Raw genomic sequence first — 18,902 nt, forward strand, 5'->3', positions numbered from 1 at the left:
CAATAGGTTCAGGTGGACTCGTTTTCTTGACGTGTTTCAGGTTTTGAAACTTTATATAAGGAAATATTTAAAAACGCAAACCACAAGATAAAACTCAAAAAAGTTATTTTTTGGATGATGGGAAGCAGATGAATCAAAACACCTGTCTCATAAATATAATAATTCAGAAAAAAGATGAGCAAGCAATAGATGCCCAATCCAAAGAGAGCATGATACTTTGCCCTGAAGAAGTTTACAAAAAGTAAAATCAAGGCAACTACACCAAAAACTCCAGCAATTCGAATAATAATGTCATGGCTTTCTGAGCCCAAGAGCAAGGTTACACCCAAGGAAATAATCCCTAATGACCGCATGATGTTAGTGTTGCTGTTGTTATGGTAGAAAAGTTTTGGAAGGTTGTACCAAAGCAGCATAAGGCTGGTGCAAAGTATTAAAAGAGCCACTCTGGCATAAATTCGGGCAGGATTGAGCACGCCTAAAATTGTATAGGTATCCAATAGATCGCAAAGGTAGTTGTTCCAATAGCTGAAGCCGATTTGCGCAGGATTAGCCCATGAACCACCTGGATAGTGCATGGCGGCAACAACATATAGAAGGATGAACAGACCCATTCCCACCAAAGGTAGGAGGATAGGTATGCTTTGATTTCGCAAGATCAACTTCATACCACTCACTTTTACAATTTGTTTACTCTAAAATGTAGGGAAGCAAGGTGTAATTTGGTATGACGAAGGTCAGTAAAGCCATATGGATCTATGAAGAACCTTATGGATGAATTGCCAACCCTGTAATATGGTAAGCATTTGAAAATCAAGCGTGGGCAACAAGTTGGACTGACCCAGATCATTGTCCTTGGAGCCATTCCCCTATAAATTTAACAGATGAACAACGAATGTTCTTAAAAAGAATTAGTAACACTTAAATAAGAAATGTCATGAAAAAAATACTGTTAGGTCTATTGGCTTTTGGACTGACCATTCAAGCGTATTCCCAAATCATTAAAACAGAGGAGCTATCTGAGGTGATAGTCTATGCAACCAATTACAAGTATTTGAACAATGTTGATACTGAGGAGGAAGCGTCAATTCCGGTTGAAATGCTTCGAAGAAAGGTAGCTGCGTTCAATGTAAAGGATTCTGATTTTTATCAAGATGATTACGACCTCTACAAGATCAATTTCTTCATACCAGAGGGAAAGATACTTGCCGCTTATGACAAAGAGGGCCGAATTATCCGTACCGCGGAAAAGTTCAAGGACATCAATTTGCCCAATACGGTTAAAAAGGCAGTGCTAAAACGATTCCCAGGATGGACCATTACCAAAGATGTATACTTAGTGCGCTATCACGACAAAAAAGGGATAAGCAAAAAATACAAGCTTAAACTGGTGAATGGCGATAAGGTCATCCGCACCAAAGTGGATGCTGGTGGAAATTTTCTATAAGAAAATATTAAACGAACTATAAAGACAAAATTATGGCTGTTTTAAAAGTGATAGAAATTTTGGGAAACTCGACCAAGAGTTTTGAAGACGCGGTGCAGAACATTATCACCGAGGCGTCACAGACGGTAAGAGACATCAAATCTGTTTATATTAAGGATATGCAGGTTACAGTGGATAACAATCAAATTGCGGAGTACAGGGTAAATGCCAAAGTATGTTTTGGTATTTTGGAAGATACCGCAACTGTTTAATATAAAAAATGGGCATTTTCTATTTATTCAGAGACGCCCATTTTTTTTTGAATTATACCGTGGCTTGCTTTTTCCAACGAAGTAGTTTTGGAAGTCTAGAAACCATCATTGAAGCAAAAAAACTGGGTATGCCCTCCTCCATGATTTTTTGTGTGCAAAACTGTTTCATTTGCTCTACCGTGAAATCCGGTTGGGTAAAAGCCCCATTTTCATAACAATAGCTGCAATACATTTTGCTTTTGGAGCCATCTGCGTTAGTACCTCCCTTTTCCGGGTCCTTTTTAATGGGTATGCCACAACTTTGACAATTTTTATACGTCTTCATGCTTTTAGTTTTTCAATGCCAAACATATATCAACGATGTGCTTGCCTTCGGGATGTTGTGTTGGATCGTTTTTGTATGATTCATACATGGGACCATCCGAAAGAGTTAATTTTTCGGTTTTTAAATAATCAAATATTTCAAACCAGGCGGTTTCATATTCCGTTGGTAGAATCTCAAAGGAACCCACTAAATATTTGCCCTTGGGTAAAGTCAACATTTTGATTTCTTCGTTTGGCTCTCGATCTTCATTGATTGTATAACCTACGCTTATGCGTTGTTGATCTATTGGAACAGTTTCAGAGTCATGGTATACCGTTATGGTTTCCATTTTTGGATTGTTTGCCAATCCTTCCGTTTGAATCCAGTCCAAAGCTTTTGTGAAAAGTTTTCCAAAAAGTTCGGCATCCCCTTTGTATGGCCCAGTATGTGAAATATAGGCCAATGTACGTTCGGGGAACTCTTTTATTTCAACCTTTAATGCTGTTGTTGCTTCCATGATGTCATCTTTTTATGTGTTATTCATTTCAAATTTATCGGGTGTTTCTATCACCATATATCAAGTGTCAAAGTAAAAGTGAATACTAATCGATTCAAATGACTTGGATCAGCCACATCGGGAAATTTTCGGATTGATGAGAATCATTTCCTTACACGAGTCCATCGATTAAATTAGATATACCATTCAAAAAAAGATGAAAAACCTTTAAACCAAGGGCCACAGAAAGGAAGAGAAATACTTGATAGACATACCGCAAGTGATTTAGATATTGGATACAATGGCTCTCAAAAAATATAGCGATGAAAGAGATGAAGGAAATTTTAAGCGAAATTGTTCTCTTGACCAATCAGATTGAAACAGAATATCCAGAATTGTACAAGTTTCTGGAAGAACAGCCCATGACCATTCCAGCGGAGGACAAGCCTGAAATTGACAGGGCAACTATGGAAAACTACCTCATGGGATTAAGAGCGTTGTTGGAACATTATGTAGAGGAGCATCAGTTTAGGTAATTGGGATATTTTCTGAGGCGGGTGCGAGATTGAAGTCATCCAAGGGAACTGATGTTATTTGGACAAAAATCGTTAGCTTCATTGTAATTCCATTTTTTTAGGAGAAAACCCGATTAGATGATAATTCACCAATTTGACCAACAAAACTCACTGTTAAAAAAGTTCATTTCTGAAATACGTGATGTCAATATACAAAAGGATGCCATGCGTTTTAGACGAAATATTGAACGAATAGGGGAGATTTTAGCCTATGAATTGAGCAAAAACCTAGATTATGAAAGTACGGTAGTCACTACTCCCTTCGGAACCAAGCAAACAGCCTTGCCCACCGATGAACTTGTTTTGTGTTCTGTGCTCAGGGCGGGATTGCCTTTGCACCATGGCCTTTTAAGTTATTTTGATGGTGCGGAGAACGCATTTATTTCCGCCTATAGACATCATCCTAATGGCGGAGATGACTTTGAGGTTATTGTGAAATACTTGGCAGCACCATCCCTTGAAGGAAAAACCTTGGTGCTTACAGACCCCATGTTGGCAACAGGCAAAACCCTTGAAAATGTGATAAATGCCATGAAAAAACATGGAACCCCAAAAAAAATACATATTATCTCCGTTATTGGTTCCAGGGCAGGGGTTGCACATGTGGAAGAAGTGTTTCCGAAGGAAACACAATTATGGATTGCGGCCGTGGATGACGAATTGACCAGCAAAGGGTACATCATTCCCGGATTGGGAGATGCGGGTGATTTATCTTATGGTGTAAAGTTGTAAGTATCGGGTTTCGTAAGTTTAAAATCATAATAAGATTTCGACCACCTCATGTAATTTGGGAATATGGCAGCGCCATCCTGTTTCGTCTTCAATTTTCACCTTAAACGTATCCAAGGCCGTTGTTTCTCCATGTATAAGAAAAACCTTTTCAGGAATATTTTTGATGCTTTTGATCCAATGTAGCAGCTCTTGTTGGTCCGCATGCGCAGAGAGACTTTCCAAATGGTAAATTTTGGCTTTTACGGGACGATATTTACCAAAGAGTTTCAGTTCATGTGTGCCCTCCAACAGCTGTCTTCCCCTAGTTCCCTCGGCCATATAACCCACAAGCAGAATGGTAGTTGACGGCGAATCAATTAGCTGTTTTAAATAGGTGAGCACCCTTCCACCTGTGACCATGCCGCTTCCGGCTATAACAATTTTGGGCCTTGGGTCATCTATGGTCTCCCAGGTTTCCCTATATGAACTCACAATGGACACATGGTTGCACATGTTGTGGTATTCCTGTATTGAAAGTTTGTGCCAGGTAGGAAAGCGTTCGAACACATCCAATACATTACTTCCCATGGGACTGTCAACAAATATGGGAATGTTGGGGATCTTATTCTTTTTGTAGAGTTTCCAAAGCAAATACATTAGTGATTGTAGCCGTTCAACTGCAAATGATGGGATGATCAAAGCACCTCTTTCATGTATAGTCCTTGAGATCAAATCGATAAGAATATCCTCTAAATCCTCCTGTGGATGGTTTTTATTTCCGTAAGTACTTTCTACAAACAGATAATCTGCCCAATCGGGCCGCAGGGGTGTATCCAGAAGATCATCTTCAGCTCTTCCTACATCTCCTGAGAATACAAAACGTTTTTCGTATAAATCCAGCTCAATAAAAGTGGATCCAATAATGTGACCGTTGTATCTAAACCGAACTTTGCAATTGGAAGCTAAGGTTATCCATTTTTCACTTTCCGCACTGTTCAAAAGATGAAGGGTCTTTTTTACATCCTCCAAAGTATAAAAAGGCAACGCGGGTTTATGTTTACTATATCCTTCCTTATTGGCTTTTTCGGCTTCTTCTTCGTGGATTTTAGCACTATCTTTCAATATAATCTCTGTAATGTCCAAGGTGGGTGAGGTGCCAAGAATAGTACCTTTAAAACCTTCTTTGACCAGTTTGGGAAGATATCCGGTATGGTCTAAATGCCCGTGGGTCAACAATACCATATCAATTTTGGATACATCAATGGGCAGGGGAAGCCAATTCTGTTCCCGTAACACTTTTACACCTTGGAACACTCCACAATCCACCAGCAAGTTCAAATCAGGTGTTTCCAGGTAGAATTTGGAGCCGGTAACGGTTCCTGCCCCTCCCAAAAAATGGATTTTAACTTTTTTCATAAAGCATTAAAGCTGACACAATAGGTCCATCTCCTTCAAAATTCGCTCTTTTCTGCCATTGGAAATTCCCAAATGATCCAAGTAGAACATGTCCCCCAACAATTGTCTGCAGAGTACAATATCCCTGCTCAACAGAAATTGTTTTTCTCGATTGGAAAGTAATGTGGACACGGTAATGGGATACAGGCCAAGCCTGTCGATTCTATTTTTTAGCCCATCGCCATGGGGATAATCCCAACTTAAAAGATATAGTTCTGCGCATTTTCCATAGGCCAGGGCATCGGCGGTAAAACGGGTATTGGTCACCACCCATCCCAAGGGTGATTGGGCTCCTTCATTTTTGCTGGATTCCATATGTCTGGCGACGTCGTTGAACCGGGAATGAATATAGAGCGGAATCTTTACATTGCATTTGCGACCTTCCTCTCCATGGAATTTACATTCAATAACATTCAAAACACCATTTTTGGTCGCCATTATATCAATTTCGTGGGGAACGCACACACCTTGGACAACAGTGCCGACTTTTGTGCTGTAACCTGAATAGTTTAAAATTCCACTGACAAACCGTTCAAATGGAAAACCGGTAGGGCCAAGCTCATAGATTGCCTTTTTTAACTTATATTTTGATGCATAGACCGATTTTTGCTTCTTCAACATGGAAAAGGCGCGATTGTAGATTTCTTTGGTTGAGATGCCTACATAAAGCTCGTCCATGACCTGACCTACAATTTTCTTCACCAAAGTATCATGCGCACCACTGGCCTTTAATGAATTCTGCAGTTTGTCTACTGAAAACTTGACCGTTTCCCCAGAAGATTTGATGATGTCGAATGCTTTTTGGGCCATAGAACTTTATTGAAGCGTTAATTTATTCAAGTACTATATTTCATCCACCTTGAAAAAGTCGCGGACCAAGGCCTTCACTTGATTGTCCGTCATGCTATCTTTGTTAGCTACAATTTTTACTTTTTTTGAAATTTCTGGATGATTTTCTTTCAATTCGGAACTGAATTTTTCAAAAATTTCTGCTGGACCATAAAGTGCAACACCGTTTGCATCTTTCAAAAAAAGAATCAATTTTTTAAAATAATTTCTCATTTGGTGCTTTTCACGCTCCAGGTACTTACTGTCCTGTACCACATCTTGTGGCCCCCATCTGGTCTTGGAACGTGAGCCTCCTTTAGGATTGAAAAACTCGATTTCGGAGTATACTGTCTCCATTTGTTCCTTGTCGTCATTGAGGGTGACGATTTTTGCTTTCTCTTTATCCATCCAAATGCCAATATTCTTCATAAGTTTTGTTTTAAGGATTGTCATTAAGTTCTAAAATGGGAATGGTTGCGTCATAGCCAAGCTCTTTTATAAGTGGATTGGCCAAAATGCTTCCAAAGAACCAGTGCTTTTTGTTCACAAAAGCGACCATATCACATTTCCGGTTTTCAATAAAAGAGAAAATAGCTTCTTGGACCTTGCCCTTTGGAAGGGAGTGGTTTTCAAAATCGACACCAAGTAAGATGTCTTCCAAAAGCTCTTTATTGTTCTCCTGTTTTTTGCTGAGTTTGGATTCCCGCTCCACATGTACCACATGAATTTGGGCGTTGTGGAGTTTTGCAATTTCCAATAGGTATTTAAGTTCCCGTCGCTTAAAATTGGCCTTGTAATCGGTTGGAAATACAATTTGCTTTGGAGGCATATAATCAAACTGCTCAGGAATTGCCATTACAGGGCACTTCACAATTTTTTCCATAATATTTACGGTGTTGGTGCCAAAGACCTTGGCTTCAGAACCTGTATTCCCTTTTGTGCCCATCATTACCAAATCAATATCTTTTTTGGCAATGGTATCCTTCACCGCCTCCAAAAGATAGTTGAATGAGGAAATGGTATGGTAGGTATGTTTTGGATTATCTTCCTGTAGTTTCAGGATAGCTTTTAGCTTTACAAAGCCTTCCTTCGATTGTTTTTTGGCCGCCTCATAAGTACTGTCCCCTGGCTCTGGGACCATCATATTGTCTAAAGTGTACATATTTACGTGGAACGCGTTCAAAAAATAGAAGTCGCAGTACTGGTCTTCGTAAAGATTCATGCCATATCGAATGGCATTGAACGAATTCTGCGAGAAGTCTGTGGGAAATAATATTCGTTTATCCATGACCTTGTTTTATTGCCCTAAAACTAACTTCATGTAAGCACGTTTACAATGACGATGGTCAGTCTTTGCAGGGAATAACCATAAAGGGAATATGAAGATGCAGGCCTATTTTTTTGATAACAGGTTTTAAGAACAATCGTTCAAGAAACGTATGCTTGTTCATGACCATGGCCAATAGGTTTACCTTGTTCTTAAGTTGAAACGCATTGATTCCGTTGATAACCTCGTTATTGGGCATTTCATGGAAAACATTAGCATAAGGTTTCAACAAATTTTCTAGCTGCTCTTTGTTGGCAATTTGAACATCCGTTAAGTCCCTTCCTGTGGAAATATGAAGTACATCGATTCGAGAAATATGCTCATTGGCCAGATACAACAATTCTCTGAGCGCCTTTGTTTTAAAGGAAATTTCATAATCAGTGGGGAAAAGAATTTCCTTTGGTGTTTCGTACTCAAATCCATCCGGAATGGCTATTACGGGACACTTGGCTTTTTTGATTACATGTACCGCATTGCTGCCAAACAGTAATTCTTTAGCGCCGGTAGCACCTTTGGTGCCCATTATGATTATGCTTATTCCTTCATTTTCCACCATTTCCTGCACTTCTTCCATTAACGTATTAAAAACCGCTTTTACTCGAAATTGATGCAGTGGATTTTTAAACGATTTTTCCAGTTTTTGCTTTATCTCCTCAAGCTGTTCCATGGCATTGGAATGGTAGAAGTCGTCGAGTCCAATCTGCTCAGAACTGAAGGATGCATGTTCTACATAATATATGGGCGGGGAGTAGACGTGCAATAGATAGAACAAGCACGACTCATCTTTATAGAGTTCTTGGGCATATCGGATAGCGTTATATGCATTTTTCGAAAAATCGGTTGGTAATAACACTTTTTTCATGGCATCATGTATTAATGGATGTGAATCAAAGTTACTATCAGGGTGCTTTCAAGCCCATGATTTTGATCAGTTTGCAATAGCAATAGTTTTTCTAATTTTCGACTATCAAAAAAAAATCAAATGAAAACTAGTTTTACGAAACTCATTAAATCAAGTTCCCAAGTTTTAGTAGATTTTTATGCGGATTGGTGTGGACCATGTAAAATGTTGGCACCTATTCTGGCGGAGGTAAAGGAGGATCTCGGTGATCAAATACGGATTGTAAAGATTGATGTGGACAAAAACCCAAAAATTGCGGGAAAATACAGGGTTAGGGGTGTTCCCACAATGCTACTTTTCAAAGATGGAGAACAAGTGTGGAGGCAATCTGGAGTAATCCAAAAAAAAGAACTTATAGGGATTATAAATTCCCACTGAAAGTTTTGCTATTCCACTTCCGGCACAACCAGAAAAGGTATTGAAGAATTGAAAGCCAACTTTTTGATCACTCCGGTTGCAAACAGTTCTTTAAAAAAGCCATAGCGATGATAGATCATGGCCAAAAGCTGCACATTTCGCTCTGCAATTAGCACGGAGATGGTCTTTGCTAAAGACTCAGTAAGGGAAACTTCTTCAAAACTGAAGTTAATACCCTTCATTTTCTTTTTCAGCAACGCCTTTAATTTTTCTTGATATTCGGTCAAAGGGGCACCGTCAATTACATGGACAACCTGAATTTCTGCTCCAGAATTTTTCGCCAAACGGATTACCGGATTTAATTCCACTCTTTCATAATAATGGTCAAAGTTGGTGGCGATCATAAATCTTTCAATAGGACTACGTTGATAGCTCTCAGGAACCATTAAAATGGAGCAAATACGGATACTTTCCAGCATTTTTAATGCGGTACTCCCCATAAAAAGCTCTTTTAAAGCCGAGGAGCCTTTGGTTCCCATCACAATAAAATCAATATCCTTTTCAATAATGAAGCGCTCTATGCCCGCAAATAGATTTTTCAATAGAAGTTTGGTTTCAAAGAGGTGCTCCGAACCTGTAGATTTGTTATTTAGGTGAGCAACGGTTTTGTCGAGTTCTTTGTTCAATGATCCTCCTCGACCAGTGGAAGTGGCATTTGGGTCGGCATGAAGCACATAAAAGGTGCAGACTTCTTTTTTGAAGAGAGCAATGGCATATTCTGACGCTTTTAGGGCGTTTTCAGAAAAATCAGTGGGCAAAAGAATATGTTTCACATCCAAATTATTAAAGGTTGTATACTAAATTAGATCCGGTAGGATCATTAGGGGCACTTGCGAATGGAAGGCCACCCGTTTTACCACCGGTTCCCGTGTCAGTTTTTCAAAAAATGTATGTTGATAGTGAATAATGGTTATTAGATCTGCTCGTTCTTCCGCAGCAAACGCATTGATGCTTTTAGCCAATTTGGAGCTGAATTCCACATCGTGAAACTCAATATCCAATTCGCTCAACCGATCTTGCAGAATTTTTTGGTTTTGTTGTTGAACTTCGTTTTTGTCAAATTCCTGGGTCAAATACAGGATTTTACATTTTGCATTGGTGAGTTTGGCCAATTCAATAAGCGGTGTAAGCTCATATTTGTCGTAAAACCTTGAGAAATCCGTTGGGAAGACGATACATTCAAGTTGTTGAAAATTGTATTCCTTGGGCACCAATATAATGGGGCATTCCCTCACGGATTTTAGCACGCGGACAGAGTTGGTTCCCATAAAAACTTCTTTGGCTCCTGTTGCACCAAGCGTTCCCATAATTATATAATCCGCATCTTTTTGCCTTTGGTAACCCTTCAAAACATGGTCTACATCACCCTTTAAAGAGACAAATTCAAAAGCATGCAATGGATTTTTATGGTTTTCCTCAAGGTAATTTTCTATTTTTTTCAACCCGCCTTGGGATGATTCGGCAAGAGCGTCAATGATCATGCCCGTTCGCACATAAGTTCGAGCACCCATCACATTTTTTTGGTCGGGTGTATAGGTGTTCAAAACAAAAAAACGACAGGAAACATCCTTGAAGAGCTTTAAGGCAAAAAATATGGCATTCCAAGAATTATCAGAGAAATCCGTGGGTAAAAGTATATTTTTCATGGCATATTGTTTTTATGTTGTAACGGGAGCTGTATCCGGTATCACCAAAAAAGGTATGGTGGTGTGGAAGCCCATGGTGTCTACGTTGGGCTTGATCAAAAGACGCTCAAAAAAGTTATGTTTTCTGTTCATCATAACCAAAAGGTCAATGTCATTTTTCTGAATGAATTGATGTATCGCGTCGGGCATGAGGTTTTCATTATCCCATGCAAACTTGTGCTTCGTATCTTTCAATTTTTCGGCCAATAACTGCTTGTTTTTTTTCTGGATCTCTGAAATATGGGCCTTTTCGTTTATGTGCAGCACAACTATCTCTGCGTTTTGCACTTTCACCTGATCTATTAAGAATTCCAGTTCTTCCATTTTGTAATCGCTTAAATAATCTGTAGGAAATAAAATGGTCTTTACCTTGCTGTACGTACAATTTTCAGGAATGACCAAAACGGGCACCTGTGCTTTTCGAAGCGTATGAACGGTATTTGTGCCCAAAAAAATCTCCTTCGCGCCTGTGGCACCTTGAGTGCCCATAATAACAAGTGAAATATCCCATTTTTCACAAGCCGTTCTGATTTCATCAGTCAATGTGTTGAACGATGAAAGCATATTGTATTTGTGCTTGTGATTGGAGAATTTTTCTTTGGCATAATTAACGGTTTTTTCAAGGCCAATAAGTGAAAGTTCTACGGTAGGGTCGGGTATGGCACTGAATGTGGGTCCGCCCATAACATAATCCATTCTATGGAATGCAGGGGTATAGGTATGCAAAAAATGAATGTTGCACTGCTGATTCTTTAAAAAGTTGAGTCCATAGGCAACAGCGTTCCTTGCGTTTTTTGAAAAATCCGTTGGTATCAAAATCTGTTTCATCGTCTCTCGTTTTATACTATCTGGCAATATTTTGCATCACCATTAAGGGCACATCCGTATTGAGGCCCATTTTGTCCACGGTACTTCGGTACAATAGGTCCTCCATAAAAGAGTGTCTTGAATTTATCATCACCAGCATATCAACTTTGTGTTTTTCCCTATAGTCCGAAATTCCCCCAAGCACGTCTTTGGCCTTCAGGTTTTCAAAAAACAGATATGATCTGGAGAGTGTTCCTTCTGCAAAGCGTTTGTTATCCTCTTGTCTGTGCGATAGATTGTCAAAATTTGTAAAATAGACACAATGTACCTCCGACTTGAAGAATCCTGCTATATTATCCAAAAGTTTGAGCTCTCTTCTTTTGTATGGCAATTGATAATCTGTTGGGAAAAGAATGTGTTTTGGTTCTTGATATTGGTAATTTTCTGGGATTGCCAGCACCGGGCATTTCACATATTTAAAAACCTGTACCGTATTGCTTCCAAAGGAGGTTGTCTTTTTCATGGTAGCTCCTTTGGTTCCCATAATCACTAGATCTATATTTTCTTTATCTACCAAATTGTTGACACTATCAACCAAAGATTCAAAGACCACTTCAATCGAATAATTGTGCATGGGATTTGGAATCGGGTCTTGAATGCGGGCAAGGGTATTTTCCAAAGCCAATTTTGCATTTGATTCCAATTCGTTCTTGATGATATCAAGGTCTATCTTGGATTTGGACTTTCCAATTTCATAAACCTCATCGGCATAGGCATGGATAAAATAAAAATGGGAACGACTACACCTAAAAAGATTTAGTGCATAATCAATGGCTTGATCTGCGTTTTTTGAAAAATCGGTAGGTATCAGGATTTTTTTCATTGCTCTTCACTTTATACCATTCTAAAAGTATCTGTGAAAAGTCAATTACCAAATGATAAATATCACTATCCGCTTAAAGGTGTGTGAATTAGCTTATTCATGTATTACCAGCATGGGAACGGTAGTATGGAAACTCATACGCTCAACCTTGGAATCAAAAAACAACTGCTGTAAAAAGTTCAGGTTTCTGGCGATCATACTGATCATTCCAATATTGTTTTCACGAACAAAATCCTGTATGGCATGTACTATTTTTTTGTTCTGGATAATATTGAATGCATATTTTTCTGGAAAAACCTCGTCCAAATAATCAAACAGATAGTCTTTGTTGGTTTTTTGGTTTTCCGTGAAATCCATTTGTACACTTGAGACATGAACCACATCCAGATTGGCTTTATTGATATCCAGTATTTCTGTTAAGCTCTTGAGTACTTTGGGTGTATAAAAGATATTGAAGTCAGTGGGGAAAGTGATACGTTGTAAAGGAATAAATTGGGCTTTTTCGGGAACAACAAGTGTATTACAACGAACTCTGGTGATTATAGCGCCTGTATTACTTCCCATTACCTTTTTTTTCAGGTTGTCAATCCCGGTAGTTCCCATCACAATTAGATCAATATGTTTTTCAGACAATTGTTTTTGAACCACATCGATCAATCCACCGTATTCCATCTGTCCGAAAAAAACATGATTTTCATTTGCAAGTTGATCGCAAGCCTTGCTGTGGAAATTATCTAGAAGCTCTTTTTTATCAATTCCCGTTTGATTACTAAGATTTACGGGTAAGGGAAACAGTCTAGCCGCATCTATGGGTTGGTCTTTTAAGCCGGCAACGTGTAGAATATAGAAATTGCACCTTACCTTTTTATAAAGAGCAACGGCGTAACATAGAGCGTTCCATGAATTTTCGGAAAAGTCTACAGGAACAAGTATATTTTTAATCGAATAGTTTGGCACAGCTACAAAAATAGCCCGGCAAAAAAATCGATGTAATGACAAATGTCATGAAAAATCAACTTTTTAATTGACGTATTGCAGTTGCTTCAGTTGAAGAATACGAATATTCCTACCTTCAATATCGATGAGTCCTTCTTTTTTGAATCCGGAGAGTGTTCTGATCAAACTTTCGGTGGCAATGCCCGCAACGCTGGCCAGATCACTTCGTGATATTTTAATAGGTTCCTCAACTTTTCGATTTAGAATTTCGGCAAATTGAAGCAGCGTCTGCGCAGTTTTTTTTCGTACGGAGCTATAGGCCATTTGAAGGAGCTGATCTTTGAAATCCGTAATATTTTCAGATAACAGTTCCATAAGTTCCAATGAAACATTATGATTCTTTTCCAACACATTCATCAGTTCGGTTTTGGAAATGGCTGCTAGTTCCGTTGGTTCTACTGCGGTTGCCGATTCCAGATAAGGTACATTGTCCATAAATGAGGTAAACCCCAAAAAATCATCAGCCCGATGCAATGAAGTAATCAATTCCTTTCCATCTTCGTCCATTTTATGGCATTTTACCACACCCTTCAGGATTAAAAAGATTTTATTGGAATGCTCACCTTCTTTGTAAACAGCATCGCTTTTATCATACTCAAGAATTTCACCATTGTCGTCAAAAAAATTCTTCAATTCGTTCAACGAGCGCATTTCTCCCCCATTGTTCTTTCCGCCAGAGGCGCTGGACATCATGTTTTGAAGAATTTCTGCTTTGGCCAATCTACTTTCAATGGCACTGATCAAGTCTTCTTCTTCAAAGGGCTTGGTCAGGTAGTCGTCGGCCCCCATATCCATCCCTTTCCTAATTTCTTTGTGCTCCGTTTTGGCGGATAGAAAAATAAAAGGGATATGTTTTGTGGTCTCATCAGACGAAAGTTCTTCCAGTACACCATATCCATCCACTTCCGGCATCATAATATCACAAACCACTATATCCGGCATTTTTTCTTTGGCCATTTGAATGCCAATTTTACCGTTTGGAGCTGTACAAACTTCATAATCACTGAGTTCCAACAGCTCAGCGGTATTTTCTCTTAGCGCTAAATCATCCTCAATCAATAATACTGTTTTCATCTGTCTTTTGGTTCTTCAATATTTGTGGGGATTTCAACAATAAAAGTACTTCCACAATTTTCTTGACTTGTAAACGAAATGTTACCTTCTAAGTTTTCAAGGTGTTGTTTTACAATATTCAACCCAATACCGGTGCCCTGGTTGAGCAAAGCGTTGTTGGCCCTGAAATATCTATTAAAGATAAACTTTTGTTCTGTTTCTGGAATACCAATCCCTTGGTCTTTGATCATTAGCTGCAAACTGTCATTATTTTTGAGGACTTCAATATCTATTGTGGTGTTTTCAGGGGAGTACTTGATGGCATTATGTATTAGGTTTGATAAAATCAATTCAAAGATTTTTTCATCAAATGTGATGATCACATCATCAATATCTTCTGGATAGTTGATTTTTTGACCTGACTTCAGCAATAGATTGGCATCATAGATTACCTGATTGACCACCTTGCTCAATGCGAATTGCTCTAAATTGTATTTTACCTTGCCTGTTTCAAGTCGTTCAATGGACAAAAAGTCGTTGAGTATGGCATCCAATTGCTTTACCTTGTTTCTTATGGTGGTAATATGTTTGTTCCTTTTCTGTTGCTGTTCGGATTCGGTATATTTTGATAATAGGGTAGTGGAAGTGAGAATACTGCTCAAAGGCGTTTTAAATTCGTGCGAGACCAAAGACAGAAAACGGGTCTTCAGTTCGTTAAGCTCTTTCTCTTTTTCCAATGCCTGACGAAGTTGTTGGGTGCGTTCGGCAACAGTTCGTTCCAATTTTTCGGTATAGTCCTTTCTGTCGGTAATATCCAGTATTATGGAGATCAAAACTTTTTGACGCCCAATAAATGAGCGTTGCAGATGTACCTCTACAGGATATGTGCTCCCATCCTTACGCAAATGGACCGTTTCGAAGGTGATTTTCTCTTCTCTTTCCAATTGTAAGGGAGAAATAAGTTCATTGAAGGAGTCCTTGTCATATTCAGGTTTAATATCCAACGGGGTAAATTGTTTCAGTTCTTCCAAACTATACCCCAAGTTTTTTTGGGCTCCTTGATTGGCCCTGATAAATTTTAAGGTCTTTGTGTCAATGATGTAGATTTCATTGAGGGATTCCTCAAAAATCTTGTTCCAGTGGTTTCGCTCTTTTTCAGCTTCAATACGATCGGTAACATCATTCTGAATACCAACAAAGTGGGTGACGTTTCCATTAGAATCCTTTATTGGGGTAATGGAAGTTTTGTTCCACCATAAAGTGCCATCTTTTTTGTAATTCCGAATTTCAACTTCACAACTTTTACCCTCTTTTACCGCATTGTGCAGTTGTTTGACCCCTTCTTGGTCAACGTCTTTTCCTTGCAAGAACCTAAGGTTCCTGTTTATGATATCTTCTTTCGGGTATCCGGTCAGTTTTTCAAAAGCGGCATTGATGTAGATTACGGGATTGTCTTTTTGTTGGACATCTGTAATTGTAATTCCGTTGATCGCCGAGCTTAGTGCTTTGCTCCTTAGGTTTAAATCCTTTTCAATGGCCTTTCTTGCTGAAACATCCATAATCAAAGCCATGATATAGGTAGCGCCATGAATATTGAATGGATTGAGCCCTGCTTCAATGGAAAATTCCTCACCAGTTTTCCGCAAACCGTAAAGCTCCCGACCTTCGGCCATTTTTCGCTTTTTGCCCTGTTTCATGAAGCCTTTAAAATGGCCTCCGTGGGCATGGTGGTATTTGATTGGAATTAAGGTGTTCAGGGATTTGCCAATAAGTTCATCTTCATCATATCCAAATATTTCGTTGGTAGCCGAGTTAACGGCCACGATCTGTTGTTTTTCGTTGACTACAACGATACCCTCCGACACCCCTTCGGAAAGGAGGTTAAACATATCACCGTTTCTTTCAAAAACTTCCATGTTCTTTTCTTTTGGACAAACCACATTTTCACGACTTAAACTTCGAAATTGAGTGTCGAGAAATAAAAAGGTAGACTAGGATTGTTTAACGGTCAGTCCGTTAGGAAATAGACCGCATTTGCTCAGTCTAAAAATACAAAAACTCAACAAGAAGAGCGGTATGATATTTTGATGAAATGGAATCTAAAATTGATAATGGTCATGTTCAGAACCAATTGGGGAACTTACATTTGGGAGAGTGTTTTTAAAAAGATGGAAAAATGAGGCAGTCACAAATCATTGGCAATGAGTTTTACCAGAATCTTGGAAAGCTATTCTATTATGTTGCCATGGCAGATAAGAGTATTCGTGCGGAGGAAATTGATAAACTGAAAACCTTCATCAGAAAGTATTGGTTGGATGTGGATACCATCGAAGATGAATATGGAAAAGATGCTGCATTTCAAATTGAGGCCGTTTTTGATAGGTTATTGGAGTTTGAAGCAAATTCGGAGGCCGGTTTTAATGAATTCAAGGCATTTTATACGGAAAATAAGGAGAAATTCAATTCCTATATCAAGGTGCTTGTTTTGGATACGGCACATGCCATTGCGAATACGGTTTATGGAAAAAATAAGGCTGAACTTATTGCTTTGGCCAACCTGCACTTGCTTTTTCAGTAAAATTTAGGTGTCTATTTTGAAGGTTACCACAGGTATTTTGGCCTGATTGGCGATTGACTCTCCTATACTGCCTTTCAAAAAATGAGCGATTCCTTTTCTTCCATGGGTTGGAATGGCTACCGCATCGGCACCGATCTCTTTGGCATAGTTCAAGATTCCTTTTTCTACGGAAATGTCATTAAAAATGCGTACTTCCTCTTGAATATTCTCCTGCACTCTATAATGGTTGAGTTTTTCCTCAAGGGAGGTGCTGCTTAAAAAATTGACCGTCGGGGTATTTACAAAGACAGGGTACACTTGTGCATCAAAAAATTGGGCAAATTCTTTCACTTTGCTAAAGGTCTGAACTATTTCATCCTTAAAATCCCAGGCAAAAACCAGTGTTTTGAGTTGAAACTCATGCCTAGGTTGTTTAATAACTAGCACAGGAACTTCACAGGTGCGAACCACTTTTTCGGTATTAGATCCTACAAAAGTATCCCTTGCACGACTTACCCCATGTGACCCCATGACCACCAAATCAATATTAAGTTCTTTGACAATTGCATTGATTTCACTAAAAATCTTGTAATTCTGAACCAGTTGCAGCAGCTTTAATCCCTTTAAATATTCCTTGTCCAAGAAAGGCTTAAATCGTTTTTTGGCCAATTTCATATAATACTGAGCCTCTTTATATTCTTCTGCTTCATTTTTGGAAAGAACGGATTCGGAAAGACCGATCATATGCAGAACACAGATAACCATATGTTTTTCCCTAGCAATTTGGGAAGCCACTTCCAACGCATATTCGGAGTGTTCGGAAAAATCAACTGGGACCAAAATCTTTTTCATGGTTTGGGATTTATGACTTTCTTCAAATTTAGGTTGGTTCAGCTTCAACAGAGATGATATGCGTCATTTTTTATTGATTTTCAGCACCATACCTTGAAGCAGATAAAGATTACCATTATGAAAACTATAGGAATATTTTTAGGGATGTTGTTTCTTTTGCATCCCTCTTTGACCGCCCAAGAAAAGTTGGAAGGCATAGACGAAATTACAGCATATAAAGAAGGACTGGCGGCAGTCAGGAAAGGCAACCAATGGGGGTTTATCAACAAAAAGGGCGAACTCGCTATTGATTTTAGAGATGATCTGGTTTGGAACAAGGATATGAAGCCTGGTGAGCAAGAAATTTTGGAAACCCCATATCCTTCCTTTGAAAATGGGATGTGCCCAGTACAAAAAATGGAAGATGAAATTCCGTTGTATGGGTTCATAAACACCAATGGCGAATTGATAGTGGATTATAAATTTCTAAATGTGTCGGCCTTCAAGGATGGATACGCTACAGGCGTATATTTTGACAAAGTTTTTAGAGGTAATAATGAGTTTAATCTAAAGATTTTTGAATTTAAGTTTCATGATGTCTTAATCGATTCCAAAGGAAAGATCATTGAGTTTTTTGACAGGCGCTATAATATACAAATGACCAAAAAACGATATAAAATACCTGCGTTGCGTGCCAAGTTTCTTTCAAATGATATGGTTGCCATATTCATCGAAGGAAAAGGGTGGGAGATTCGAAAAATAGTTCTTTAAAATCTCGACCCCATAAATCATATTTCATGGAAAATTGTTAGTTACAAGTGACCTAGGTCATTGAGCATGTGCACCATGACAACGTACTTTGCGAAAAGCTTTGATGATGTGGTGGATACTCCTTTTAACATTGCTTGTTCTTTTTGGAATCTACCTTTTGTTTGCACCATTGGTGCTGTTCATGGATACCAAAAACCACACCTATTTTATAAAATTGAAAGGTTTGGCCAAGGTAAGTTTTGAACCGGACAAATTGGAAGTTCTTAAGATAAAACTTCGGGTAGCATTCATGAATTTTGATTTTTATCCTTTACGAAAAAGTCATCGACCCAAAAAGGAAAAAGTTGGAGAAAAAAGGCCAACTAAGAGACGTAAAATAAGTCCCAAAAAGATTTTGGCCTTGTTGAGGTCTTTTAAACTTAAAAGGTTTGATCTGAACATGGATACAGGTGATTTTGTATTGAATGCCAAATTATATCCCATATTCAATTTTTTGGATTACCACGCGGGAGGGTTCAATATAAATTTTCAGGGAAATAACAGATTGGTCCTGATGGCAAGTAATAGGCCCATAAACATAATCAAAGTATTTGTTAACACTTAAAAATTA

23 protein-coding genes and 1 pseudogene are annotated in these 18,902 nt (G+C 38.7%); 8 read left to right on the top strand and 16 right to left on the bottom strand.

Features of this window, described 5'->3' with window-relative positions:
* Positions 1-8: 8 nt before the first annotated feature.
* Positions 9-665, bottom strand: coding sequence for a hypothetical protein (locus IAG46_RS13940; protein WP_190811001.1), 657 nt, complete (start codon positions 663-665; stop codon positions 9-11).
* A 269-nt stretch (positions 666-934) separates the two neighbouring features.
* On the opposite strand from IAG46_RS13940, the gene IAG46_RS13945 reads away from it, so the two are divergent.
* Complete coding sequence (locus IAG46_RS13945; protein WP_190811002.1) at positions 935-1,444, top strand: nicotinate-nucleotide adenylyltransferase; 510 nt, start codon at positions 935-937, stop codon at positions 1,442-1,444.
* A gap of 32 nt (positions 1,445-1,476) precedes the next feature.
* Positions 1,477-1,695 (top strand): dodecin family protein, encoded by a 219-nt coding sequence (locus tag IAG46_RS13950; protein WP_190811003.1) that lies wholly within the window; start codon positions 1,477-1,479, stop codon positions 1,693-1,695.
* A gap of 52 nt (positions 1,696-1,747) precedes the next feature.
* On the opposite strand, the gene IAG46_RS13955 is transcribed toward IAG46_RS13950, so the two are convergent.
* The gene (locus IAG46_RS13955) at positions 1,748-2,020 is read right to left on the bottom strand and encodes a zinc ribbon domain-containing protein (protein ID WP_190811004.1); all 273 of its coding nucleotides are present in this window, start codon (positions 2,018-2,020) and stop codon (positions 1,748-1,750) included.
* A gap of 4 nt (positions 2,021-2,024) precedes the next feature.
* Complete coding sequence (locus tag IAG46_RS13960; RefSeq protein ID WP_190811005.1) at positions 2,025-2,516, bottom strand: GyrI-like domain-containing protein; 492 nt, start codon at positions 2,514-2,516, stop codon at positions 2,025-2,027.
* Positions 2,517-2,818: 302 nt separating this feature from the next.
* Here IAG46_RS13960 and IAG46_RS13965 point away from each other — a divergent pair, with 302 nt between their 5' ends.
* Together IAG46_RS13965 and upp are read left to right on the top strand one after the other, a co-directional pair.
* The gene (locus IAG46_RS13965; RefSeq protein WP_190811006.1) at positions 2,819-3,031 is read left to right on the top strand and encodes a hypothetical protein; all 213 of its coding nucleotides are present in this window, start codon (positions 2,819-2,821) and stop codon (positions 3,029-3,031) included.
* Positions 3,032-3,148: 117 nt separating this feature from the next.
* Entirely contained in the window at positions 3,149-3,802 is a 654-nt protein-coding gene (upp, locus tag IAG46_RS13970) for a uracil phosphoribosyltransferase (protein WP_190811007.1), read from the top strand.
* 24 nt (positions 3,803-3,826) lie between these two features.
* On the opposite strand, the gene IAG46_RS13975 is transcribed toward upp, so the two are convergent.
* The 5 genes from IAG46_RS13975 to IAG46_RS13995 are packed head-to-tail and all read right to left on the bottom strand — an operon-like array spanning position 3,827 to position 8,253.
* Positions 3,827-5,197: an MBL fold metallo-hydrolase RNA specificity domain-containing protein gene (locus IAG46_RS13975; RefSeq protein ID WP_190811008.1), complete on the bottom strand. Its 1,371-nt coding sequence runs from the start codon at positions 5,195-5,197 to the stop codon at positions 3,827-3,829.
* A 6-nt stretch (positions 5,198-5,203) separates the two neighbouring features.
* Positions 5,204-6,046, bottom strand: coding sequence for an ATP cone domain-containing protein (locus tag IAG46_RS13980; RefSeq protein ID WP_190811009.1), 843 nt, complete (start codon positions 6,044-6,046; stop codon positions 5,204-5,206).
* A 33-nt stretch (positions 6,047-6,079) separates the two neighbouring features.
* Positions 6,080-6,493, bottom strand: a complete 414-nt coding sequence (locus IAG46_RS13985) for a hypothetical protein (RefSeq protein ID WP_190811010.1) — start codon at positions 6,491-6,493, stop codon at positions 6,080-6,082.
* 10 nt (positions 6,494-6,503) lie between these two features.
* Complete coding sequence (locus tag IAG46_RS13990) at positions 6,504-7,352, bottom strand: universal stress protein (RefSeq protein ID WP_190811011.1); 849 nt, start codon at positions 7,350-7,352, stop codon at positions 6,504-6,506.
* Between the two features lie 58 nt (positions 7,353-7,410).
* Positions 7,411-8,253 (bottom strand): universal stress protein, encoded by an 843-nt coding sequence (locus IAG46_RS13995; protein ID WP_190811012.1) that lies wholly within the window; start codon positions 8,251-8,253, stop codon positions 7,411-7,413.
* A gap of 99 nt (positions 8,254-8,352) precedes the next feature.
* Here IAG46_RS13995 and trxA point away from each other — a divergent pair.
* Positions 8,353-8,670: pseudogene (trxA, locus tag IAG46_RS14000) on the top strand (thioredoxin); the annotation flags it as partial.
* A gap of 8 nt (positions 8,671-8,678) precedes the next feature.
* Here the strand turns inward: trxA and IAG46_RS14005 are convergent.
* The 7 genes from IAG46_RS14005 to IAG46_RS14035 all read right to left on the bottom strand — a co-directional run bounded on the left by IAG46_RS14005 (position 8,679) and on the right by IAG46_RS14035 (position 16,049).
* Complete coding sequence (locus IAG46_RS14005) at positions 8,679-9,482, bottom strand: universal stress protein (RefSeq protein ID WP_190811014.1); 804 nt, start codon at positions 9,480-9,482, stop codon at positions 8,679-8,681.
* A gap of 24 nt (positions 9,483-9,506) precedes the next feature.
* Positions 9,507-10,355 (bottom strand): universal stress protein, encoded by an 849-nt coding sequence (locus IAG46_RS14010; protein WP_190811015.1) that lies wholly within the window; start codon positions 10,353-10,355, stop codon positions 9,507-9,509.
* Between the two features lie 12 nt (positions 10,356-10,367).
* Complete coding sequence (locus tag IAG46_RS14015) at positions 10,368-11,222, bottom strand: universal stress protein (RefSeq protein WP_190811016.1); 855 nt, start codon at positions 11,220-11,222, stop codon at positions 10,368-10,370.
* A gap of 16 nt (positions 11,223-11,238) precedes the next feature.
* Positions 11,239-12,084 (bottom strand): universal stress protein, encoded by an 846-nt coding sequence (locus IAG46_RS14020; RefSeq protein ID WP_190811017.1) that lies wholly within the window; start codon positions 12,082-12,084, stop codon positions 11,239-11,241.
* A 93-nt stretch (positions 12,085-12,177) separates the two neighbouring features.
* Positions 12,178-13,041 (bottom strand): universal stress protein, encoded by an 864-nt coding sequence (locus IAG46_RS14025; RefSeq protein ID WP_190811018.1) that lies wholly within the window; start codon positions 13,039-13,041, stop codon positions 12,178-12,180.
* Between the two features lie 63 nt (positions 13,042-13,104).
* Positions 13,105-14,154 (bottom strand): response regulator, encoded by a 1,050-nt coding sequence (locus IAG46_RS14030; RefSeq protein ID WP_190811019.1) that lies wholly within the window; start codon positions 14,152-14,154, stop codon positions 13,105-13,107.
* Complete coding sequence (locus IAG46_RS14035; RefSeq protein WP_190811020.1) at positions 14,151-16,049, bottom strand: PAS domain-containing sensor histidine kinase; 1,899 nt, start codon at positions 16,047-16,049, stop codon at positions 14,151-14,153. Before IAG46_RS14035 ends, IAG46_RS14030 begins: the two co-directional genes overlap by 4 nt.
* Positions 16,050-16,309: 260 nt before the next feature.
* Here IAG46_RS14035 and IAG46_RS14040 point away from each other — a divergent pair, with 260 nt between their 5' ends.
* Positions 16,310-16,711: a hypothetical protein gene (locus IAG46_RS14040; RefSeq protein WP_190811021.1), complete on the top strand. Its 402-nt coding sequence runs from the start codon at positions 16,310-16,312 to the stop codon at positions 16,709-16,711.
* Positions 16,712-16,714: 3 nt separating this feature from the next.
* Here the strand turns inward: IAG46_RS14040 and IAG46_RS14045 are convergent, their stop codons facing one another.
* Entirely contained in the window at positions 16,715-17,542 is an 828-nt protein-coding gene (locus IAG46_RS14045) for a universal stress protein (protein ID WP_190811022.1), read from the bottom strand.
* A 117-nt stretch (positions 17,543-17,659) separates the two neighbouring features.
* Here IAG46_RS14045 and IAG46_RS14050 point away from each other — a divergent pair, with 117 nt between their 5' ends.
* Positions 17,660-18,292 carry a WG repeat-containing protein gene (locus IAG46_RS14050; protein ID WP_190811023.1) on the top strand — a complete coding sequence of 211 codons (633 nt, stop codon included), beginning with the start codon at positions 17,660-17,662 and terminating at the stop codon, positions 18,290-18,292.
* Positions 18,293-18,380: 88 nt separating this feature from the next.
* Complete coding sequence (locus tag IAG46_RS14055) at positions 18,381-18,896, top strand: hypothetical protein (RefSeq protein WP_190811024.1); 516 nt, start codon at positions 18,381-18,383, stop codon at positions 18,894-18,896.
* Positions 18,897-18,902 lie beyond the last annotated feature (6 nt).

Source organism: Flagellimonas sp. S3867, from assembly GCF_014698935.1.
GTDB lineage: Bacteria > Bacteroidota > Bacteroidia > Flavobacteriales > Flavobacteriaceae > Flagellimonas.

What these genes read in the sequence shown, in the direction of transcription:
- IAG46_RS13965 (WP_190811006.1), top strand. Translation starts at nt 2,819, where the DNA reads ATGAAAGAGATGAAGGAAATTTTAAGCGAAATTGTTCTCTTGACCAAT.
- IAG46_RS14045 (WP_190811022.1), bottom strand. Translation starts at nt 17,542, where the DNA reads ATGAAAAAGATTTTGGTCCCAGTTGATTTTTCCGAACACTCCGAATAT.
- IAG46_RS13945 (WP_190811002.1), top strand. Translation starts at nt 935, where the DNA reads ATGAAAAAAATACTGTTAGGTCTATTGGCTTTTGGACTGACCATTCAA.
- IAG46_RS13940 (WP_190811001.1), bottom strand. Translation starts at nt 665, where the DNA reads ATGAAGTTGATCTTGCGAAATCAAAGCATACCTATCCTCCTACCTTTG.
- IAG46_RS14035 (WP_190811020.1), bottom strand. Translation starts at nt 16,049, where the DNA reads ATGGAAGTTTTTGAAAGAAACGGTGATATGTTTAACCTCCTTTCCGAA.
- IAG46_RS13950 (WP_190811003.1), top strand. Translation starts at nt 1,477, where the DNA reads ATGGCTGTTTTAAAAGTGATAGAAATTTTGGGAAACTCGACCAAGAGT.
- IAG46_RS14040 (WP_190811021.1), top strand. Translation starts at nt 16,310, where the DNA reads ATGAGGCAGTCACAAATCATTGGCAATGAGTTTTACCAGAATCTTGGA.
- upp (WP_190811007.1), top strand. Translation starts at nt 3,149, where the DNA reads ATGATAATTCACCAATTTGACCAACAAAACTCACTGTTAAAAAAGTTC.
- IAG46_RS14050 (WP_190811023.1), top strand. Translation starts at nt 17,660, where the DNA reads ATGAAAACTATAGGAATATTTTTAGGGATGTTGTTTCTTTTGCATCCC.
- IAG46_RS14010 (WP_190811015.1), bottom strand. Translation starts at nt 10,355, where the DNA reads ATGAAAAATATACTTTTACCCACGGATTTCTCTGATAATTCTTGGAAT.
- IAG46_RS14015 (WP_190811016.1), bottom strand. Translation starts at nt 11,222, where the DNA reads ATGAAACAGATTTTGATACCAACGGATTTTTCAAAAAACGCAAGGAAC.
- IAG46_RS14020 (WP_190811017.1), bottom strand. Translation starts at nt 12,084, where the DNA reads ATGAAAAAAATCCTGATACCTACCGATTTTTCAAAAAACGCAGATCAA.
- IAG46_RS13990 (WP_190811011.1), bottom strand. Translation starts at nt 7,352, where the DNA reads ATGGATAAACGAATATTATTTCCCACAGACTTCTCGCAGAATTCGTTC.
- IAG46_RS13975 (WP_190811008.1), bottom strand. Translation starts at nt 5,197, where the DNA reads ATGAAAAAAGTTAAAATCCATTTTTTGGGAGGGGCAGGAACCGTTACC.
- IAG46_RS13985 (WP_190811010.1), bottom strand. Translation starts at nt 6,493, where the DNA reads ATGAAGAATATTGGCATTTGGATGGATAAAGAGAAAGCAAAAATCGTC.
- IAG46_RS14030 (WP_190811019.1), bottom strand. Translation starts at nt 14,154, where the DNA reads ATGAAAACAGTATTATTGATTGAGGATGATTTAGCGCTAAGAGAAAAT.
- IAG46_RS13960 (WP_190811005.1), bottom strand. Translation starts at nt 2,516, where the DNA reads ATGGAAGCAACAACAGCATTAAAGGTTGAAATAAAAGAGTTCCCCGAA.
- IAG46_RS13980 (WP_190811009.1), bottom strand. Translation starts at nt 6,046, where the DNA reads ATGGCCCAAAAAGCATTCGACATCATCAAATCTTCTGGGGAAACGGTC.
- IAG46_RS13955 (WP_190811004.1), bottom strand. Translation starts at nt 2,020, where the DNA reads ATGAAGACGTATAAAAATTGTCAAAGTTGTGGCATACCCATTAAAAAG.
- IAG46_RS13995 (WP_190811012.1), bottom strand. Translation starts at nt 8,253, where the DNA reads ATGAAAAAAGTGTTATTACCAACCGATTTTTCGAAAAATGCATATAAC.